The organism is Anaerobiospirillum thomasii (assembly GCF_900445255.1).
Lineage (GTDB): Bacteria > Pseudomonadota > Gammaproteobacteria > Enterobacterales > Succinivibrionaceae > Anaerobiospirillum_A > Anaerobiospirillum_A thomasii.
On the sequence record NZ_UAPU01000007.1, the window covers coordinates 1,122,339 to 1,141,178 of the forward strand.

The following is an 18,840-nucleotide window of genomic DNA, read 5'->3' on the forward strand; positions in this document are numbered from 1 at the left end:
GTGTGGTATGGCTTTACGACGTATAACAAAACAAAAAGGTAAAAGCGGTATAATTTTAAAAACCCTGGCCTATACCTTTGCAGGTCTTTTTATTCTCTGTCTTGCCGCTATTTTGTATTTTAATGGCAATAAGATAAAAGAGCCTCTTGAGCAGTTTCTTTCAAGCAGAACCGGAAGCAGCGTCGAAATTGAAAAAGTCGAGTTTTCAGCCATATATCCAAACACACTAAAGCTCTTTAATGTTAAATCCAAAGACTTTAATATCAATGAGCTTTATCTTGAGTATGACGTGCTTGAGGCTTTAAGAAACAACAACCTTATTATTGATTATCTGTATATTAAAAAGCCTGAGTTTAAAAAGGCAGGTAGCATTACAGATACCATTAAGATCTCATTTGATACTATTTTTGCACACAGAGTGCATATTGAGGATACACCAGTAAACTTTGCTAATCTGCACTCACAAAAGGCCGATCTAGATATAAGACAGTTAAGCTATGGCAAGGATCTGTCCTTTAGCTCAATGCAGTACAATCTGCAAAACGGCTCTGCACATAATCTTAAGTTTAAAACCCTAAGCTTTAATCTAAGAGAACATGGTGATGTTGTCTATCTTGATAATCTGTCTATGCAGACATTAGGCGGCACCATACAGGCTCAGGTCAGTATTAAAGGCAAGAAGATAGATGCAGAAAACGTTATTGCCTCCAAGCTGATTTTAAAAAACCTGCCATCATCAGGTGACTATTCACTTACTTTAAAAAGCGGCAGAGTCTTTGATACATTCTTGCACAGCGGTAAAACCATCATCAATAATATTTCAGGTGAATTTAGCAATATAAGCTACGCAGATAAGGCCTGGAAGGGTACCTTTAAGGGCAAGGCTGCTTCTATTATGTATAAGAATCTACCAGCTCTTACTGACAGTAATATCAATTTAAAATTCAACTCAAAATCAATGGCTCTTGATTTACAGGGACATGTGATTGAGGGTAAAGTCAGACTTGAGTCAAAGATCAGCAGTTTAGATACTCATCCTGTCATTACTATTGATGCTCTTGAGCTCAATGGATGCAAAGTTGAGTTGACACCTGAAATACTATCTGAGATGCAGACCTCACAGCAGTATTTCTCAGAGCTTAAAATCAATAATACAAGATTAAACAATATAAGCTTTTTATCCTTTATAACATCTATGCCACTGTCTATAAGACAGTTAAATGCCACTATAACCGGCGTTACCTTAAAAGCAGATGACATCAAAGGAGATCCAGCAGGTCTTATCAATATAGAAAGCTCATCTCTTTTATATTCTGATTTATATATAAAGAGAATATATTCAATTGCTACACTTACTGATGATTTCTTTACTCTGGCAATACCTGAGTTAACATTTAAAAAGTCATCTGTGGCTCTGTCTGGCGATATATCTACAAACAGAGGGCGCAGCTATCTTTTAGTACATGCTCATAACTTTGATATGTCAGAGCTTAATTCATCTCTGTTAAAAAATCTCTTTGCAGGACGTATAAATCTGGACCTGGAGCTTAAAAGCTCTGACATTAAGGATATTAGCAAGTTGCAGGGGCATCTGCTTGTCAACTCAGACAGCCTGCTTGTATCTGACTTTGGTCTTGATCTGATAAACGGTGGCGATATGTCAGAATATACCCTCTCTGATACCTCGCTTTTAACCGCTCTTGCAGATGCCGACGTAGGTCTTAACAAGCTTAAACTTGAGGGAAATATTAAAAACTCCAAGTTTAATGTCTCAGCCTACTCTTCTCTTTCAAGCTGTGATCTTACAGCCTTTGGCAAATATGACTTTAAAGATAAAACCGTCTCACTTGAAGGCTACTTCAAAAGCCTCGGCGGAGACAGTAAAACCACAGTTAAAGCCAGTCTTAAAGATAACGATTTAATCTTTAAGATTAAGCCTGAAAAACGAGGTGAGCAAAGACCAGGTCTTTTTATCAAAAAGGATCTTAATGCCAAAGAGCCACAAGATCGCCTGATAAAGGACACACCTTTAGCACAAAATACTGAGACTAAGGCTGAAAATAAAGCCGACAAGAGTCCTGTAAAAGCAAAGATAGATAATAAGGCATCTAAAGACTCTACAGCTGAGGCTAAAGCTGACAGCAAAGAGTCAAAAGCAGATGCTGTTAAAGCTGATAAGAGTCCTGTAAAGACAGGTACTGATAGCAAGGCATCCAAAGATACAAGCGCTAAGACAAAGCCTGACAGCACTACAAAGAGTACAGATGCTAAAGCTGATAACAGCTCCAAAAATAAGGTGAATACTCAAAGCGCTAAAGAAGGCAAAGAAAAAGGCACTGCTGTAAAAGACAGTGCCCAGAATAAGGATAACAAAGCTAATTAGCTCTCTTAAGGCTGCTGATTTTTATTAGAGCTTACCTTGATATTAATGTTACGCTTTTTATTTACTACCTTATATGAGCCATGCATTGGCCCTGTCATAGCTACATAGTGCTGAATAAGCTTTGGAATATTATCATCCTGACCTTCACGCACCAGACCCAAACAGGCAGTAAATTCTGCACCTAAAAGCACAATCCACCAGTTGATATAAATCCAGATCATAAGCACAGGCAGAGCAGCAAGAGCACCGTAAATAGCCTCATAATCAGAGAAATTCAAGATAAAGCTGGCAAAGAGCTTTTTGCAGAACTCAAAGATAATGGTGGTAATAACAGCACCTGAAATAGCATCTTTAAGTTTAACTGTAGCTACAGGAACTGTCATATAGATAGTTGCAAGAATACCTATCTCAATCAGAATAGGAAATATAAAGTAAAAGAGTTTTACGGCTCCTGCTATCTCTGTTACGGTTAAAGAGTGATCAAGAATCTTGGTAAACAGATAAAGCAACAGACCCAAGGCCAGAGGACCTACAGTCAGCAGTGTCCAGTAGATTGAAAAGGTAAGTCCTATACGTCTTTTTCCACCTCTCCAGATCCTGTTTAATGAATTGTCTATAGCTCTGATTAAAAGCAGAGATACCACTATCAGTGCTACAGTTGAGGTTACAGTAAGAGATCCGGCATGAGCTACAAAGCGTGCTACATTTTCAGATACTGATTCTGAAAAGACAGGCATAAAGTTGTCTTTAACAAAAACCTCAAGCTGTGCCTTGATGTGGCTAAAAGATGGAACCATGGCAAAGACCGACACGACTATAGTCATAGCAGGGATCAGAGCCAGAATTGAGGTAAAGGTTAAAGAAGAGGCATGAAGGGCTATATCATCACGCTTGATGCGTGAAATAAAAAAAAGAATTAACTCTTTCACAAAGTACCTGCTCCTTAAAGTGAAAGGCCCCCTACTAGAGGAGGCCCAAACATCAGTTAGTTACAGACTGTAATAAAGCTCAAACTCTGCTGGGTGAGGAATCTGTCTTACTCTTGTATCCTCTTCACGTTTGATAGCAATATATGCCTGAATCATATCCTCGGTAAATACCCCGCCTTCCATGAGGAAGTCATGATCCTGCTCGAGAGCATTTAAAGCCTCTTCAAGAGAACCACTTACCTGTGGAATGCTTGCTGCCTCCTCAGGTGGTAAGTCATACAGATTCTTATCCATAGGATCACCTGGATTGATTCTGTTTAAGATACCGTCAACACCAGCCATCAGCATAGCGGCAAATGATAAGTAAGGATTGGCCATGCAGTCTGGGAAACGAATCTCAATGTGGGCAGTCTTTGGATTCTGAGCTACAGGAATACGGATAGAAGCAGATCTGTTGGATGCTGAGTAAGCCAGCATTACAGGAGCCTCAAAGTGTGGTACTAGTCTCTTGTATGAGTTGGTTGATGGGTTGGTGAAAGCATTCAGGGCCTTGGCGTGCTTGATGATACCGCCTATAAACCATAAAGCTTCCTGAGATAAACCGCCGTACATATTACCGGCAAATGTGTTTACACCATTGCGGGCAATAGACATATGGCAGTGCATACCTGAGCCGTTGTCACCAAAAATTGGCTTTGGCATGAAAGTAGCTGTCTTGTTGTGCTTATTGGCTACATTGTGCACAACATACTTGTAAATCATAACCTCGTCGGCTTTCTTGGTCAGAGTATTGTATTTGGTGGCAATCTCATTCTGGCCACAGGTTGCAACCTCGTGGTGGTGAGCCTCAACTACAAGACCCATATCCTCCATAACCAGACACATCTCTGATCTGATATCCTGAGATGGATCTACAGGAGGTACAGGGAAGTAACCGCCTTTTACAGAAGTGTGGTGACCAAGGTTACCCTGCTCATATTCAGCATCTGTATTCCAGGCAGCCTCATAATCGTCCACCTGATACATACAGCCACCCATCTTGGTTGAGTACTTGACATCATCAAAAAGGAAGAACTCAGGCTCTGGACCTACCAGCACCTCATCACCTAAACCGGTTGAACGCAGATACTCTTCTGCTCTTTTGGCTACAGATCTTGGATCTCTGTCATAACCTGTCATTGTATCTGCCTCAAGAACATCGCAGCGAACAATAATGGTAGGATCAAGGAAGAAAGGATCAATATGTACACTGTCTGGATCAGGCATTAAAATCATGTCTGATTTGTCAATTCCCTTCCATCCTGCCATGGATGAACCGTCAAAAAGCTTGCCCTCAGCAAAGAAGTCCTCATTGATAAGGCTTGCAGGGATAGAGACATGTTGCTCTTTGCCCTTGGTATCGGTAAAACGCAGATCTGCAAACTTTACTTCGTTATCTTTAATGAGCTCGAGCACCTCAGTTACTGACATAAATTATCTCCTGAACCTTAAATCTAAGGTTTTGAACTGGTATTACTAAACTGAAACCTGTAAATTGCGGGGAATCTAAAAATATCTTTTTAGATCATATTTAACTTTGTATAATTTTAACAGATAGCCAAGATATCTCACAATCTATATTTACTATATACAATTACTTTCCACTTTAAATACGGCTTTTTTGCCTCAATTTATCAAATTTGCACGCTTTTAGTCCTTATAAATCTATGCTTTGCAATTTTTTTTTATAAATATGCAAGCAAAAATAGATAAATACGTTAAAATACTCACACATTTTTATACTCATCAGAGGGCAATCTCCTCAAAGTCAATACAGGTTTATAAACATGGATGTACAAAAGATCCGCAATATTGCGATCATAGCCCACGTTGATCATGGTAAAACAACTTTAGTTGATAAGCTTTTACGCCAGTCGGGCACTCTTGACAGAACTGAGCTTGGTCAGGAACGCGTGATGGACTCAAATGCCATTGAAAAAGAGCGCGGCATTACTATTCTGTCAAAAAATACAGCCATTAATTACAATGACTACAGAATCAATATCGTAGACACCCCAGGACATGCTGATTTTGGCGGTGAAGTTGAGCGTGTTATGTCAATGGTAGACTGTGTGCTGCTGCTTGTTGATGCAGTTGACGGTCCAATGCCACAGACACGCTTTGTAACTCAGAAGGCATTTGCCAAGGGTCTGAACCCTATTGTTGTTATCAACAAGTGCGACAGACCAGGCGCCCGCCCTGACTGGGTTATAGATCAGGTTTTTGATCTCTTTGATAATCTTGGTGCTACAGATGAACAGCTTGATTTCCCTATCATCTATGCATCTGCTTTATCAGGCTGGGCTTCACTTGATCCTAATGAGCATGGCAACACCATGGATCCTCTTTTTGAAACCATTATAGAGAAAGTATCACCACCTAAGGCTGACAGTGAAGGTCCATTCCAGATGCAGATCTCATCACTTGACTTTACCTCTTATGTTGGTGTTATCGGTGTAGGCCGTGTTACCCGTGGTAAAGCCAAAGCCAATCAGCCTGTAACCATTGTAAGTGCTGACGGTCAGACTAGACAGGGTCGTATAGGTCAGGTGCTAGGTTATCTTGGTCTGCGCCGTAGCGAGGTTGGAGAGGCCTCAGCCGGTGATATTATTGCAGTAACAGGTTTAGGTGAGCTTAAGATTTCAGATACTATCTGCAATCCACAAAATGTAGAGGCACTACCTGCTCTGTCTGTAGATGAGCCTACAGTTTCTATGAACTTCTGTGTCAACACTTCTCCTTTTGCAGGTAAAGAAGGTAAGTTCATCACCTCAAGAAATATTGAGGAAAGATTACGTCAGGAGCTCGTGCACAACGTAGCTTTACGTGTTGAAAACACTACTGATGCAGACAGATTCAAGGTATCCGGTCGTGGGGAGCTGCACCTGTCTGTGCTCATTGAGCAGATGAGACGTGAAGGCTATGAGCTTGGTGTTTCACGCCCTGAGGTTATTTTACATAAAGATGAAAACGGCAAAGTTCTTGAGCCATATGAGGTACTGACTCTAGATCTTGATGAAAACTGCCAGGGCTCTGTAATGGAAGAGCTAGGCCGTCGCAAGGGTGAACTTAAGAATATGTCACCTGATGGCAAGGGCCGTGTACGTCTTGATTACAGAATTCCATCAAGAGGTCTTATAGGTTTCCAGACTTTATATATGACTTTAACCTCAGGTACAGGTCTTATGTATCACACCTTTGAAGAGTATGACGACTTTGTTGGCGGTTCCATTGGTGAGCGTGTCAACGGCGTTCTTATCTCCAACGATACAGGTAAATCAGTACCATACGCCCTGTGGTTCCTGCAGGAGCGTGGCCGTCTATTTGTAGATGCCGGCGAGGAAATCTATGAAGGTCAGATTATAGGTCTGCACAACAGAGGCAACGATCTTACTGTAAACTGCCTTAAGACCAAGAAGCTGACAAACGTACGCGCTGCAGGCTCTGATGACAACATCATCCTTACCCCTGCTGTGCATATGTCACTTGAGCAGGCTCTTGAGTTTATCAATGATGATGAGCTAGTTGAGGTAACACCAAAGTCCATTCGTATCAGAAAGAAATTCCTCTCAGAGATGGATCGTGTCAAAGCCTTCAGAGCTGCCGGCGGTAAGAAAGCTGAAGAATAAAAAACTTATTGATATAAAGATACAGCCGATATTGACATAAGCCTCAATATCGGCTTTTTTTTGCCTAAAGTCTATAAATGTCTATTTCTATTTTGGTGCATTTGTGTTTTTATTGGTGCGGTTTTTAGCTAATAAGTATTTTTTTATATCAATAATTGTGATAATGCACTAAAATGGATCCGCTAATATAATTAATCGGTGGGTGTTATATGCAATACGATCCTAAAGCTATAATTGAGAGCATCGCTACAGCAATACTTGTAACAGATACAGCTTTACGTATTGTATTTGCAAATACAGCCTCTGAGCAGCTGTTGGGCATGTCTCAGAGCAAACTGCTGACTTTAAAGCTTACAGATCTTATAGACAAGAAACAAAAGAATCTGCTCGACAGTCTGTCAAATTCTATAAAACCAAACTTTCAGGGCTTTACTGCCTCTGATATAGTAATCAGCCCCGAGCCTCACACTCAGATGCGTGTAGATATGAATATCACCTCATATGGTGGTAAAGGAAAAGGTCTGGTGGTTGAAATCAAATCCATTGACTATATGCAAAAGGTCAATGACAACTTCCAAAGACGAACACAGCATCTTGCAGCCTGCGATCTTATAAGATCCCTTGCCCATGAAATCAAGAATCCTCTTGGCGGTATAAGAGGTGCAGCTCAGCTGCTAGAGATGACCTATAACTCAGATGACACATTAAAAGAATACACCAAGGTCATAATCGATCAGACTGACAGACTTAAGAATCTAGTTGATAAACTGCTGGGTCCGCAAAGACCAAATCCGCTGGTGGACTGCAATATTCACTACATTATTGAAAAAGTACTATCTCTTGAATCCATGGAGACTAAAGGCAAGATACGTTTTGAAAAGGACTATGATCCTTCTCTGCCTGAAATCAAGATGGATATGGATGCTATTGAGCAGACACTGCTCAATATTATCTCCAATGCTGTACAGGCTTTAAATGACTCAGAAACAGTGCATCCTATTGTAAAAATCAAAACTCGCGCTATGGCAGGCATGATCATCAATGGGATTAAGTACTCCATGTCCATTGCTATCGATATTACTGATAATGGACCTGGCATCCCTGAGAATATAAGGGAGACAATTTTCTATCCTATGGTAACGTCCAAGCAGGACGGTAATGGTTTGGGTCTTTCAATTGCGCAAAGTATCATAGAAAGACACAATGGCACAATTGACTGCGAAAGTGAAAAAGGTAAGACAACATTCAGAATACTGTTACCTCTTCGCAAAGAAAAAAATAAACAAGGAGCGTAATTTATGGATCCAATGATCTGGGTCATTGACGACGATGCAAGTATTCGTTTCGTTTTTGATAAGGCACTTGATGTCAACTCTATATCACATCGTCTGTTTCAGAATGGCGAGGAGGCCCTTGAGGCTTTAAAGAAAGAAATACCTGATGTTATTGTCTCTGATATAAATATGCCAGGTGTTGATGGTATCTCTCTTATTCAGAAGGTACATGATGTTGATAAGAACATACCTTTTATCATTATCACAGCTCACTCTGATTTAACCGCCGCTATTGATTCATATGAAAAAGGCACCTTTGAATATCTGCCAAAACCTTTTGATATTGAACAGGCCATAAGCTTTATAAGACGTGCAGCCGTGCATAGAGTCAATATGCAAAATAAAAAAGATCAGAATGATCAGCAGCTTCTAGGTGATGCAGAGATTATCGGCAAATCACCTGCCATGCAGGAGGTATTCAAGTTCATTGGCCGTGTCTCAAAGACCGAGGTACCTGTACTTATCCACGGTGAGTCAGGCACAGGCCGCGAGCTAGTAGCTCTTGCCATGCACAATCACTCAGACAGACAGTCAGGTCCTTTTATTTCTGTCAATATGTCATCCATGCCTGCAGATTCAATTGACTTTGAAATCTTCGGCTCTGAGGAGTCACAGCAGGACTGTGCTATTTTCAAGGCCAACAACGGTACACTGTTTATCAATGAAATCAGTGAAATGCCTATAAGCTCACAGACAAGACTTATACAGGTTCTGCAAAGTGGCGAATATATGCCTATTGATGCTACCAAGCCTCACAAGTGCAATGTGCGTATTGTGGCTGCCACCTCAAAGAGTATTGAAGAGCTTGTTGAAAATGAAGGCTTTATTTCCGATCTGTATTACAGACTTAATGTAATTCACATCAATATGCCTCCACTTAGAGACAGAAACAACGATATTCCTATGCTGGCTAAGCACTTTTTAACTCAGTGCGCCATTGAGAATAATACTGAACCAAAGAAACTTACATCAGAGGTTTTAGTATTTCTGTGCCGTCAGCCATGGCCTGGCAATGTGCGTCAGCTTAAAAATCTGTGTAAATACCTTACCATTATGGTTACAGGGCGTGATATTCAACTATCAGATCTGCCATCTGAGTTTTTACATGCCAAGACAGCACAAGTCAAAGTTGCCACTTCAATTACAGGCACATCAAAAGAGCCCGTATCATGGCAAGAGCAACTTAGAAACTGGGTTGACGGCAGACTCAAAGCAGGCGAGACAGATATTCTTGCTGAGGCTGTTCCTGAATTTGAAAGAGTTATGCTTGAGGCAGCTCTGGCATTTACAGGTAATCACAAACAAGAATCAGCAAAGCTTTTAGGCTGGGGAAGAAATACCTTAACCCGCAAAATTAAAGAGCTTAACCTCAAATAACACAATGCAGCAGTAAGCTGCAGTAACTCCTGTATAAAAAAACTCTATTAACAGCGTATATGTTAATAGAGTTTTTTATCTTATCAATACGTATGAGCACATAGACACCATCTTAAATCAAGATCACCGTCAAGTTTACAGGTGACAGAGCATGGTCTTTATTATGTTTTTTTAACCATACCATCTAGATAGTAATTTGTATCTAAAACTCTTTTATTAAGCCTAAAAATATATATTTGATGTTAGAATGTTCACATAATCGAAGCTGTTAAATTTTATACAACTGAAAACTTAATTACATATTTTTATATTGGAGCCGAAAATGTCAGACGATACATTCAAGGAAGTTGTTATAACATCAAGCGATATCATGTTACATCTTTGCGATAGTCTTACCTATGTTATGTCAACTGCAGCTGAAGTTAAAGTTACCTTCACACCAATGGTACAAAGAATTAGACATACCACACTGCGTCCAGATATCGGTACCTTTGTTTTATTCACAGGCTCATTCTCAGGCATGGTAGTACTCAACTTCTCTAAAGAAGCTGCTATGGAGATCTACTCTTCATACATGAGGTATATGGGTTTTACTGCCAATGAAATATCTCAAAACTATACTTCTGATGATGTTGCGGCAACTTTAGGTGAGCTTATGAATCAGATTATAGGAAACTTTACAGGTAAAGTTTCCTCAGAGCTACACTCACATATTACACAGAATCAGCCAAAAATGCTGACTCTGCCGCAACACGTCGAGCTTAACATCAATATGTCTTTAGACAATCCAATTGTAAGACGTATAACTTTCAAGACAGCCAGCGGAGCTGTATTCTATCTTGAGCTTGCCATGGACGATACTGACTTTACCAAGGTCAGAGAATTTGAGGAGCATTCACAGCTAAGCCCTGATGAAATTCTTGAGCAGGCTTTATTATCCAAATAATTTATTCCTTATTACAAGAGACTTACTATGAGCGACACAATTACGACAAAGCCAATTGACTTTAGGCGTACAAAATTCATTACAAGTGCCCCAAATCTTAAGGCTCTGCCTCCTGATATTGGCGCTGAGATTGCTTTTGCAGGTCGCTCAAACTCGGGCAAGTCATCTGCCTTAAATGCCATCTGCGACCAGAGCCGTCTTGCTAAAACCTCTAGAACTCCAGGCCGTACCCGCCTTATCAATCTCTTTGAGGTAACACAGGGCTGTTCCCTAGTGGATTTGCCAGGCTATGGCTATGCAGCCGTTCCTGAAAGCATGAAGCGAGAGTGGCAAAAATCCATGAGTGAATATCTGCAAAAAAGAAATGCTCTGCGCGGCATTGTAGTTACCATGGATATAAGACATCCTTTAAAGGATCACGACCGACTTATTATTGACTGGTCAATTGCAGCAAACCTGCCTGCCCTTATTCTTCTGACCAAAGCTGATAAATTCTCAAGCTCGGCCCGAGCCAAGGCAATAAAGGATCTTAAATATGATCTTATGGAATTTGGCGGTAATTTCACCATAATTGCCTTTTCAGCTCTACGTAAAATCGGTATTGATGAGACACGCAATGTTTTAAGACAGTGGTTTGAGCTGTATAATCCTGTCACCGAAGATTTTGGTGCTGAAGATGGTTTTCAGGAAGATTAAATAATTTAACCAAACATTTTTAAAGACGAGGATAATATGGCACGCAAAGGAACACTATTTATTGTTTCTGCTCCAAGTGGCGCTGGCAAGACATCATTAATTAAAGCACTGCTTGAGCGTTTTAATTATGATGATACTATGCGACTTAGTATTTCTCATACAACGCGTCAGCCACGTCCTGCTGAGGAAAACCATGTAAGCTACCACTTTGTAAGTATCGAAGAATTTGAGTCTCTTATTGAGCGTAATGCCTTTTATGAGTACGCCAAGGTCTTTGACAATTACTATGGAACCTCAAAGGAAATAGTGCAGGAACAGATAAATCAGGGCTATGATGTCTTTCTGGATATAGACTGGCAGGGTGCACGTATTATCAAAGAGCAAAGTCCAGATGCCATAGGTATTTTTATTCTGCCACCTTCAATTGAAGAGCTTAAAAACCGCCTTGTCAGCAGAGGTCAGGACAGTGATGATGTCATTGCAGGCCGTATGGATAAAGCTTTGCGAGAGATATCTCACTATAATGAATATGACTACGTTATTGTAAATGATGATTTTGATACATCTTTAAGTCAGTTGCGCTCAATTGTTCTATCAAGCAGATCTACTCTTGTAAAAGCACAGGCAGAGTATGGTAACTTACTGTCATCATTTAGCGCAAATGAGACAAAGTAAACATTTTAAACCATTTAATATCAAATACATAAAGTCAATTTTATTGATTTTAAGGTTGTATTTACTTTAAAATTAAATATTACATTATTTAAACCACTTTCTCTATTAAGAGGTATATTAAACATGGCTCGTGTAACAGTAGAAGATGCTGTAGCCCAGATTGGAAATCGTTTTGATTTAGTTTTAATTGCAGCACGTCGAGCACGTCAAATTTCTACACAGGGCTCCAAGCCACTTGTTGATGAAGAAAATGATAAGCCTACAGTAATTGCCCTGCGCGAAATTGAAGAAGGTCTGATTACTGAAGAGTTTTTAGATAAACAAGACAGAAAAGAACATCTATGTGAGACATCAACTCTGCCAGCTGACAATGAGTTTGCTCCAATAGATGGTGTTGAAATGTTCAACTAGATATAAGGATAGATTATGGTGCCAGAAAAGACAGATACTACACTGACAGCGTCTGCAGGTATATCTGATTATAATGATTATCCGGCACCATCTAAAGATGTTGTAGCATCTCCTAATTACAATTACTACAATCCTCTACGCGATATTGTCTGCTCATACCTTCCCCTATCACGCATCTGTGAAATAGACAAAGGCTTTTTAATTGCAGATCGTGCTCATGATGGTCAGAAAAGAGCATCTGGTGAGCCTTATATTATCCATCCTATTGCAGTGGCAAGTATCATTGCCCGTATGCATCTTGATGTTGAGTCTGTAATTGCAGCTCTGCTGCATGATGTTGTTGAGGATACCTTTATTACTGAGGCTGACGTAGAAAAAGAGTTTGGTTCAACAGTAAGACAGATTGTCTATGGTGTTACCAAACTTGATAAACTACGCTTTCATGATTACAGAGAAGCACAGGCAGAAAACTTCCGCAAAATGATTCTGGCTATGACCAAGGATATTAGAGTAATCCTGATTAAATTAGCCGACAGAACCCATAATATGCGCACTATTGGCAATCTGCGTCCAGATAAAAGAAAACGTATTGCCAAAGAAACACTTGAGGTCTTTGCCCCTATTGCCAACAGACTAGGTATATCAGAGATTAAATCAGAGCTTGAAGAGCTGGGCATGGCTGCTCTCTATCCTATGCGCTATAGAGTTTTAAAAGCTGCTGTAATCAAAGCCAGAAACAATAGAAAAGAAATTGTAAACAATATACAAGACGCCATAAAGCATAGACTTGATGAGGTTAAAATCCCTTGCAGAGTTCTTGGCCGCGAAAAGAAAATCTACTCCATTTATCAGAAGATGATAAACAAGGAACTGCAGTTTAAAGAAATTATGGATGTATATGCCTTCCGTATCATACTCTCAGATACAGATACCTGTTATAGAGTACTTGGACATATGCACAATCTCTTCAAGCCACGCCCTGGCAGTTTTAAGGACTATATTGCAGTACCAAAAATCAATGGCTATCAGTCATTGCATACATCTTTGGTAGGACCTCATGGCGTGCCAATTGAAATTCAGATAAGAACTGAGTTTATGGATCAGATGTCAGCCCGTGGTGTGGCTGCCCACTGGTCATATAAAGAAAAAGGTTCAGAACCAACATCAACCACTGCGCAGAAAAATGCGCAGCGATGGATTAAAAACCTTATAGATCTGCAAAAAAGCGCCTCATCTGCTATGGACTTTATTGAAGGCGTTAAGACCGATCTGTTCCCTGATGCAATTTATGTGTTTACACCTGATGGCAAGATTTATAATCTGCCAGCCGGTGCCACACCTGTTGACTTTGCCTATGCAGTACATACTGATATCGGCCAGCACTGCGTCGGCGCAAGAGTCAACCACAGAATGTTCCCACTCTCAAGAGCGCTTGAGTCTGGTCAGTCTGTAGAGATTATAACCTCACCAAATGCCGAACCTTCTGCCTTATGGCTGTCATCTGCAGTAACATCAAGGGCAAGATCCAAGATAAGACAGTATCTAAAAGGTCTTAGAACACAAGAATGTGTTCTTATTGGCCGCAGACTGCTACAAAATACCCTTAAGGGAGGCATACGTATTGAGTCTCTGCCACAAAGCGCCATAGACACAATTCTTGCTGAATTTAAAAAGCCTGATCTCAACTCGCTTTTTGTAGATATAGCTTTGGGTAATATTCTTACTGCCATTGTAGCTAAAAGACTGCAGCAGGATATTCCTAACTCTCAGGAAGAAGGTCTGCCTATTACTGGTACAAGCGGTATTCCTTATACCTTTGCCCAATGCTGTATGCCAATTCCAGGAGATCATATCATTGCCCATATTACCCCAGGCAAAGGTCTTGTCATCCATAACTACAACTGCTCAAATATAAGAGATATGTCCAAGGATCCTAATAAATTTACAAATGTTGAATGGGATCTTGCAGTTGCATCAAATTTAGACTTCCAGACAGGTCTTAGAATAGAGCTTGAAAACAGACAGGGAATACTCTCAGAAATTTCCAATGCTGTTGATGTTGCAGGCTCACGTATTGAATCTATCAATTCAGATATCAAAGAAGACTCAATTTATATCATAAATCTTACCGTTACCGTGCGCGACAGAATACATCTTGCTGGTGTAATGCGCAGAATAAAAGCTGTACCTAATGTTCTTAAAATCTTTAGAAGACGTTAAACTAAATCACTCTTTGATTAAAGATCTTGAATATGAAATTCAAAATGAATCTGCTATTGAGGAGTACTTCTTTGATAGAGTTGATAATACCTTTATATCATATGGTAAATTAAACCTTTCTGTTTTATCTGTCACCAAGGTAGATGCTGCGCAGAATCTTGTAATCATTCCGGGTCGTGGCGAGTGTGAATATAAATATGCCTATCTGCTTTACTGTCTTAAAGATATAAATATCAATATTTATATACTCTTTGTCAGAGGCAATGGCAAATCATCACGTTATTTTAAAGATTCTCCTAAATGTCATATTGAAAGTTTTAGTGAATATACAGATGATATTGATCTGATTTTATCCAGACTTAATATTAATAACTACGTTTTGATGGCATTTTCTCTTGGCTGTCTTATCTCACTTAGTTACTACATCAGGTATAACAACAAACCACAAAAGATGGCCCTGCTGGCTCCTTTTATATATCCTTACTTTAAGCTGCCAGATTCTATCTTATTTAATTTTACAAAGCTTATGTCCCTGTGTGGCTTTAAGAGGTCTTATACTCCGCACGGCAAAGATTACTCTTTTATACCTTTTAATCAAAACCATCATACACACTGTCAGTATCGCTACGAGAAATACCATAAATACTATGCACAGCACCCACAGCTGCCATCTGGTGGGCCTACCTACAATTTTGTCTATAAATCCATGCTTGAACAAAAATACCTGCTTGAGAAAGATTTTAGTTCTGATATTCCTGTTCTGTCAGTTATATCCATGGAAGATAAGGTTGTAAACCCTACCCATGCCTTAGAGTTTTTTAAAAGACACAGCATATCTGATCAAAACCCACAGATTTTTCTTGCTCATGGTGCCTACCATGATCTTTTAAATGAAGAGAGCAAATTTCAGACACTTTCACTGGGCGCAGCCCTTGAGTTTTTAATCGGAGAATTTATAAAGTGACACAGGTTATAAATGATAATTCTGATAAGAGAATTCCAGTTAATATTATTACAGGCTTTTTAGGCAGTGGAAAAACCACTCTTTTAAATAACTGGGTAAATTCAGATACATTTAAAGATACATTGGTTTTAATCAATGAGTTTGGTGATGTCGGTCTTGATCATGAGCTTGTTCAGGCTGTAGATGATACTGTAGTTCTATTAGGATCTGGCTGTATCTGTTGTCAGTTGCAGGGCGAGCTTGTAGACAGTCTGGTTCAGAACCTGACTAAATCACGCAACGGCACCATACCTAAATTTGACCGTGTGCTAATTGAAACAACAGGTCTTGCTGATCCTTCTGGTGTTATTTCAACTCTCAATGCCGATGAGTTTATCATGGATAATTTCTGTTATGACGGTACAGTTACTGTTCTTGACGGTCAATTTGTAAGAGAGCAGTTAAAGACACAGTATGAGGCTGTAAAACAAATTGCTCTTGCAGATCTTATCCTCATATCTAAAACCGATCTTATCGACCAGGATGAAATAGATGCAATTTATGAAGTCACACAGAAGATAAATGACTCATGCAAAATCTATCCTATAGTAAAAGGCAACATAGACCCCCATATTATTGACGATATAGGCCCTTACAGGAACAATCCTAGTGTAACTACAGAAAAAGTCTCTTCATGGCTTAATATCAAAAAAATCGACGGTGTAGCTACATCTTTTAGACCGGTTAAGGTTGAAGAGTCTATCGGTCTGGCCAAACCTAAGATTATTGCTCATACAAATATAGACAGTTTCTGTATTGTTCATAAGGATCCAATAGATGCGCTTGCCCTGCTATCAGCTATAAGCATTGTTCAGCAGCAGTATGGCGACTCTATTTTGCGCATCAAGGGTATTATCAATATTACCAATCAGCAAAAGCCTGTGGTTATACATGGAGTTCAGGGTAATCTCTACCCTCTGACAGAGCTTGATAACTGGCCTGATGATGACCACACCTCAAAGCTGGTCTTTATCGTAAGACAGACTGTTTTAGAGCAGATAAAGCATATATTTGAACAGGCTTTAAATAACCCAGATGAGTCAACTATAGGCTATTACAGGCAAATGCTGCAGGAGGCTGGTATAGAATAAGTATCAGCCACTTGGAAGTATATAAAAAACCCCAGCATGATTTTGAACTGCCGGGGTTTATTGTTTTTATATGAATATGGTTTAAACCATATTAATAATTACTTGGTGCCTTCACCCTGTACTACGATCTCTACACGACGATCTGGACCTAAGCACTCAATTAATTTTGCTCTTGATAAGCCATCGCACTTATCACCAGTAACTGGATCAGCCTCGCCGTAGCCAGCGCTGGTTACCTTTGAAGCCTCAACACCGTTTGCAATCAGGGCATCAGTTACAGCCTGAGCTCTCTTCTCAGAAAGCTTGAGGTTATACTGCTCGTTACCGATTCTGTCAGTGTAGCCCTTAACATCATAGCTTACGTCATTGAGGTTCTGAGCCTTAACATCGGCAACTACACCGGCGATCTGGTTGACACCGTCATCTGACAGCTTAGAACCGTCAAATGGGAATAAGGCGCCTGCATCTAATGAGTAGTTATACTGCTGTGGAGCTGGAGCTGGTTTTGCAACTGGAGCAGGAGCAGGAGCAGGAGCTGGAGCTGGACGACCGAAGGTGTACTGCAGACCAACATAGGCATAACCTAAATCAGACTCAATTTCAGCACCCTTTGAATCAGCCTCAAACTGAACAGCACCAAATACGTGATCGTAACCTGCACGCAGACCTAAACCATTGTCAAATACGTACTGAACGCCAGCACCGACAACTGGTCTCCAGTTGTTGCTGTGATCGCCGTTATAGTTGGCCTGAGCGTACATACCACCAGCTTTAAAGAAGACATCAGAACCAGTCTCTGAAAGTGGGTAAGCCAGTCTTAAGGCAAACTGTGGGCCGCGAACTGACAGGTTATGATCCTTCTTTGCAGCCTTATCGGTAGCCTCAAAACCACCTAAGTACTGATAGGCAGTCTCAACACCAATCCATGATGTAAAGTCATAACCAAAATAGGCGCCTACGGCATAACCGCTCTTATCGCTTATTTTGGCATACTCATTTGAACCGGCCTCTAAGAATGAGAAACCACCAAGAACACCTACTGAAGCTGTTTGTGGAACTGCAGCATAGGCACATGACATTGAACCAACAGCTAATGCTACTGAAAGTGCTAATAAATTCTTTTTCATAATAATTATCCTTTGCCTATTTAGGCTAAATTTAATGTAATAATTCTATAATACTTTACATTTTTATGCCATATGTCAGTTTAGCAAATTATATATTTAAATCAAGATAAAGCCCATAAACACGCACAATCTATTATGTCATACTCTTGAACCTTAATATGACATTTTAAATATGAAGTATATAACCCCTCAAAATAATAAAAGGGCGCATATAATTATGCCCCCTTCTACACTTTATTTTGCTGATTGTAAATTTTATTACAATAAAACTTTTGCCTTTCTTATAAATATTGATTATAAGCAGGCCTTGGCTGCCTCTAAAGCTGCATCATAGTTAGGCTCATTGGTGATCTCGCCTACGAGCTCAACGTACGCAACCTTGCCTTCCTTATCAACAACGATAACGGCACGGGTCAGTAAACCGCGTAATACAGTGTCAGCGATCTCAAGACCATAAGCCTCACCAAAGTTTGAGTCATTTCTGAAGTCTGACAGGGTAACAACATTCTCAATACCCTCAGCCTGGCAGAATCTTGATGAAGCAAATGGAAGATCCTTAGATATGCACAGAACCTCAGCACCTAAACCAGCTGCTTTCTGATTGAAGGCTCTTGCAGATGCCTGGCATACTGGGGTGTCAAGGCTTGGAACAACTGATAAAACTAATACTTTTCCTTTGTTGGCGGCTAATTCGTAGTCGCTCAGGTCGCCCTTGCACATTACAAAGTTAGGTGCAACGTCGCCAACCTTAACAAGTGAGCCCTTAACATTTACCGCTGCCTGCTGAAAAGTAACTTGAGTCATTTAAAATTTCTCCTAAATAAATTTTGCGTTTTCTTTATTATACATTCGTCAATTTTTTAAGGTGCCTATTTTATTTCATTCAATAAATTTTATTATGTAGCTTTTAGAAATAGAGCGAAAGAAATGCGTATTGCAATAATGCAAAGATTACTGTATAGTCTTAATTTCTTGGGGTA

General features: G+C 40.0%; 15 protein-coding genes. 11 read left to right on the forward strand and 4 right to left on the reverse strand.

Annotated elements, in window-relative coordinates:
- The first annotated feature begins 7 nt into the window (after positions 1-7).
- Positions 8-2,383 carry an AsmA family protein gene (locus DRZ93_RS12155; protein WP_113743389.1) on the forward strand — a complete coding sequence of 792 codons (2,376 nt, stop codon included), beginning with the start codon at positions 8-10 and terminating at the stop codon, positions 2,381-2,383.
- Between the two features lie 5 nt (positions 2,384-2,388).
- On the opposite strand, the gene DRZ93_RS12160 is transcribed toward DRZ93_RS12155, so the two are convergent.
- On the reverse strand, positions 2,389-3,312 hold the full coding sequence (locus DRZ93_RS12160) for a YihY family inner membrane protein (RefSeq protein WP_113743388.1): 924 nt from the start codon (positions 3,310-3,312) through the stop codon (positions 2,389-2,391).
- A gap of 60 nt (positions 3,313-3,372) precedes the next feature.
- Positions 3,373-4,782, reverse strand: a complete 1,410-nt coding sequence (glnA, locus tag DRZ93_RS12165) for a glutamate--ammonia ligase (RefSeq protein WP_113743387.1) — start codon at positions 4,780-4,782, stop codon at positions 3,373-3,375.
- A 356-nt stretch (positions 4,783-5,138) separates the two neighbouring features.
- Between glnA and typA the strand changes: the two genes are divergently transcribed.
- The 10 genes from typA to DRZ93_RS12215 all read left to right on the forward strand — a co-directional run bounded on the left by typA (position 5,139) and on the right by DRZ93_RS12215 (position 16,733).
- Entirely contained in the window at positions 5,139-6,980 is a 1,842-nt protein-coding gene (typA, locus tag DRZ93_RS12170) for a translational GTPase TypA (RefSeq protein ID WP_113743386.1), read from the forward strand.
- Positions 6,981-7,189: 209 nt separating this feature from the next.
- Entirely contained in the window at positions 7,190-8,275 is a 1,086-nt protein-coding gene (glnL, locus tag DRZ93_RS12175) for a nitrogen regulation protein NR(II) (RefSeq protein ID WP_113743385.1), read from the forward strand.
- 3 nt (positions 8,276-8,278) lie between these two features.
- Positions 8,279-9,691: a sigma 54-interacting transcriptional regulator gene (locus DRZ93_RS12180; RefSeq protein ID WP_113743384.1), complete on the forward strand. Its 1,413-nt coding sequence runs from the start codon at positions 8,279-8,281 to the stop codon at positions 9,689-9,691.
- 322 nt (positions 9,692-10,013) lie between these two features.
- A complete protein-coding gene (locus DRZ93_RS12185; protein WP_113743383.1) occupies positions 10,014-10,637 on the forward strand; it encodes a DUF3334 family protein in 624 nt (207 codons plus the stop codon).
- Positions 10,638-10,664: 27 nt separating this feature from the next.
- Positions 10,665-11,333 carry a ribosome biogenesis GTP-binding protein YihA/YsxC gene (gene yihA, locus DRZ93_RS12190; protein WP_113743382.1) on the forward strand — a complete coding sequence of 223 codons (669 nt, stop codon included), beginning with the start codon at positions 10,665-10,667 and terminating at the stop codon, positions 11,331-11,333.
- Between the two features lie 36 nt (positions 11,334-11,369).
- Entirely contained in the window at positions 11,370-12,008 is a 639-nt protein-coding gene (gene gmk / locus DRZ93_RS12195; protein ID WP_113746692.1) for a guanylate kinase, read from the forward strand.
- A 123-nt stretch (positions 12,009-12,131) separates the two neighbouring features.
- Complete coding sequence (gene rpoZ / locus DRZ93_RS12200; RefSeq protein WP_113743380.1) at positions 12,132-12,419, forward strand: DNA-directed RNA polymerase subunit omega; 288 nt, start codon at positions 12,132-12,134, stop codon at positions 12,417-12,419.
- Between the two features lie 15 nt (positions 12,420-12,434).
- Entirely contained in the window at positions 12,435-14,639 is a 2,205-nt protein-coding gene (gene spoT, locus DRZ93_RS12205) for a bifunctional GTP diphosphokinase/guanosine-3',5'-bis pyrophosphate 3'-pyrophosphohydrolase (RefSeq protein ID WP_113746693.1), read from the forward strand.
- Entirely contained in the window at positions 14,611-15,603 is a 993-nt protein-coding gene (locus tag DRZ93_RS12210) for an alpha/beta fold hydrolase (RefSeq protein WP_113746694.1), read from the forward strand. Before spoT ends, DRZ93_RS12210 begins: the two co-directional genes overlap by 29 nt.
- Positions 15,600-16,733, forward strand: a complete 1,134-nt coding sequence (locus DRZ93_RS12215; protein ID WP_113743377.1) for a CobW family GTP-binding protein — start codon at positions 15,600-15,602, stop codon at positions 16,731-16,733. The genes DRZ93_RS12210 and DRZ93_RS12215 overlap by 4 nt, the downstream gene beginning before the upstream one ends.
- Positions 16,734-16,831: 98 nt before the next feature.
- Here the strand turns inward: DRZ93_RS12215 and DRZ93_RS12220 are convergent, their stop codons facing one another.
- Both DRZ93_RS12220 and tpx read right to left on the reverse strand, forming a co-directional pair.
- Positions 16,832-17,860: an OmpA family protein gene (locus tag DRZ93_RS12220; RefSeq protein WP_113746695.1), complete on the reverse strand. Its 1,029-nt coding sequence runs from the start codon at positions 17,858-17,860 to the stop codon at positions 16,832-16,834.
- A gap of 294 nt (positions 17,861-18,154) precedes the next feature.
- Positions 18,155-18,664, reverse strand: coding sequence for a thiol peroxidase (tpx, locus tag DRZ93_RS12225; protein WP_113743375.1), 510 nt, complete (start codon positions 18,662-18,664; stop codon positions 18,155-18,157).
- Between the last annotated feature and the right edge of the window lie 176 nt (positions 18,665-18,840).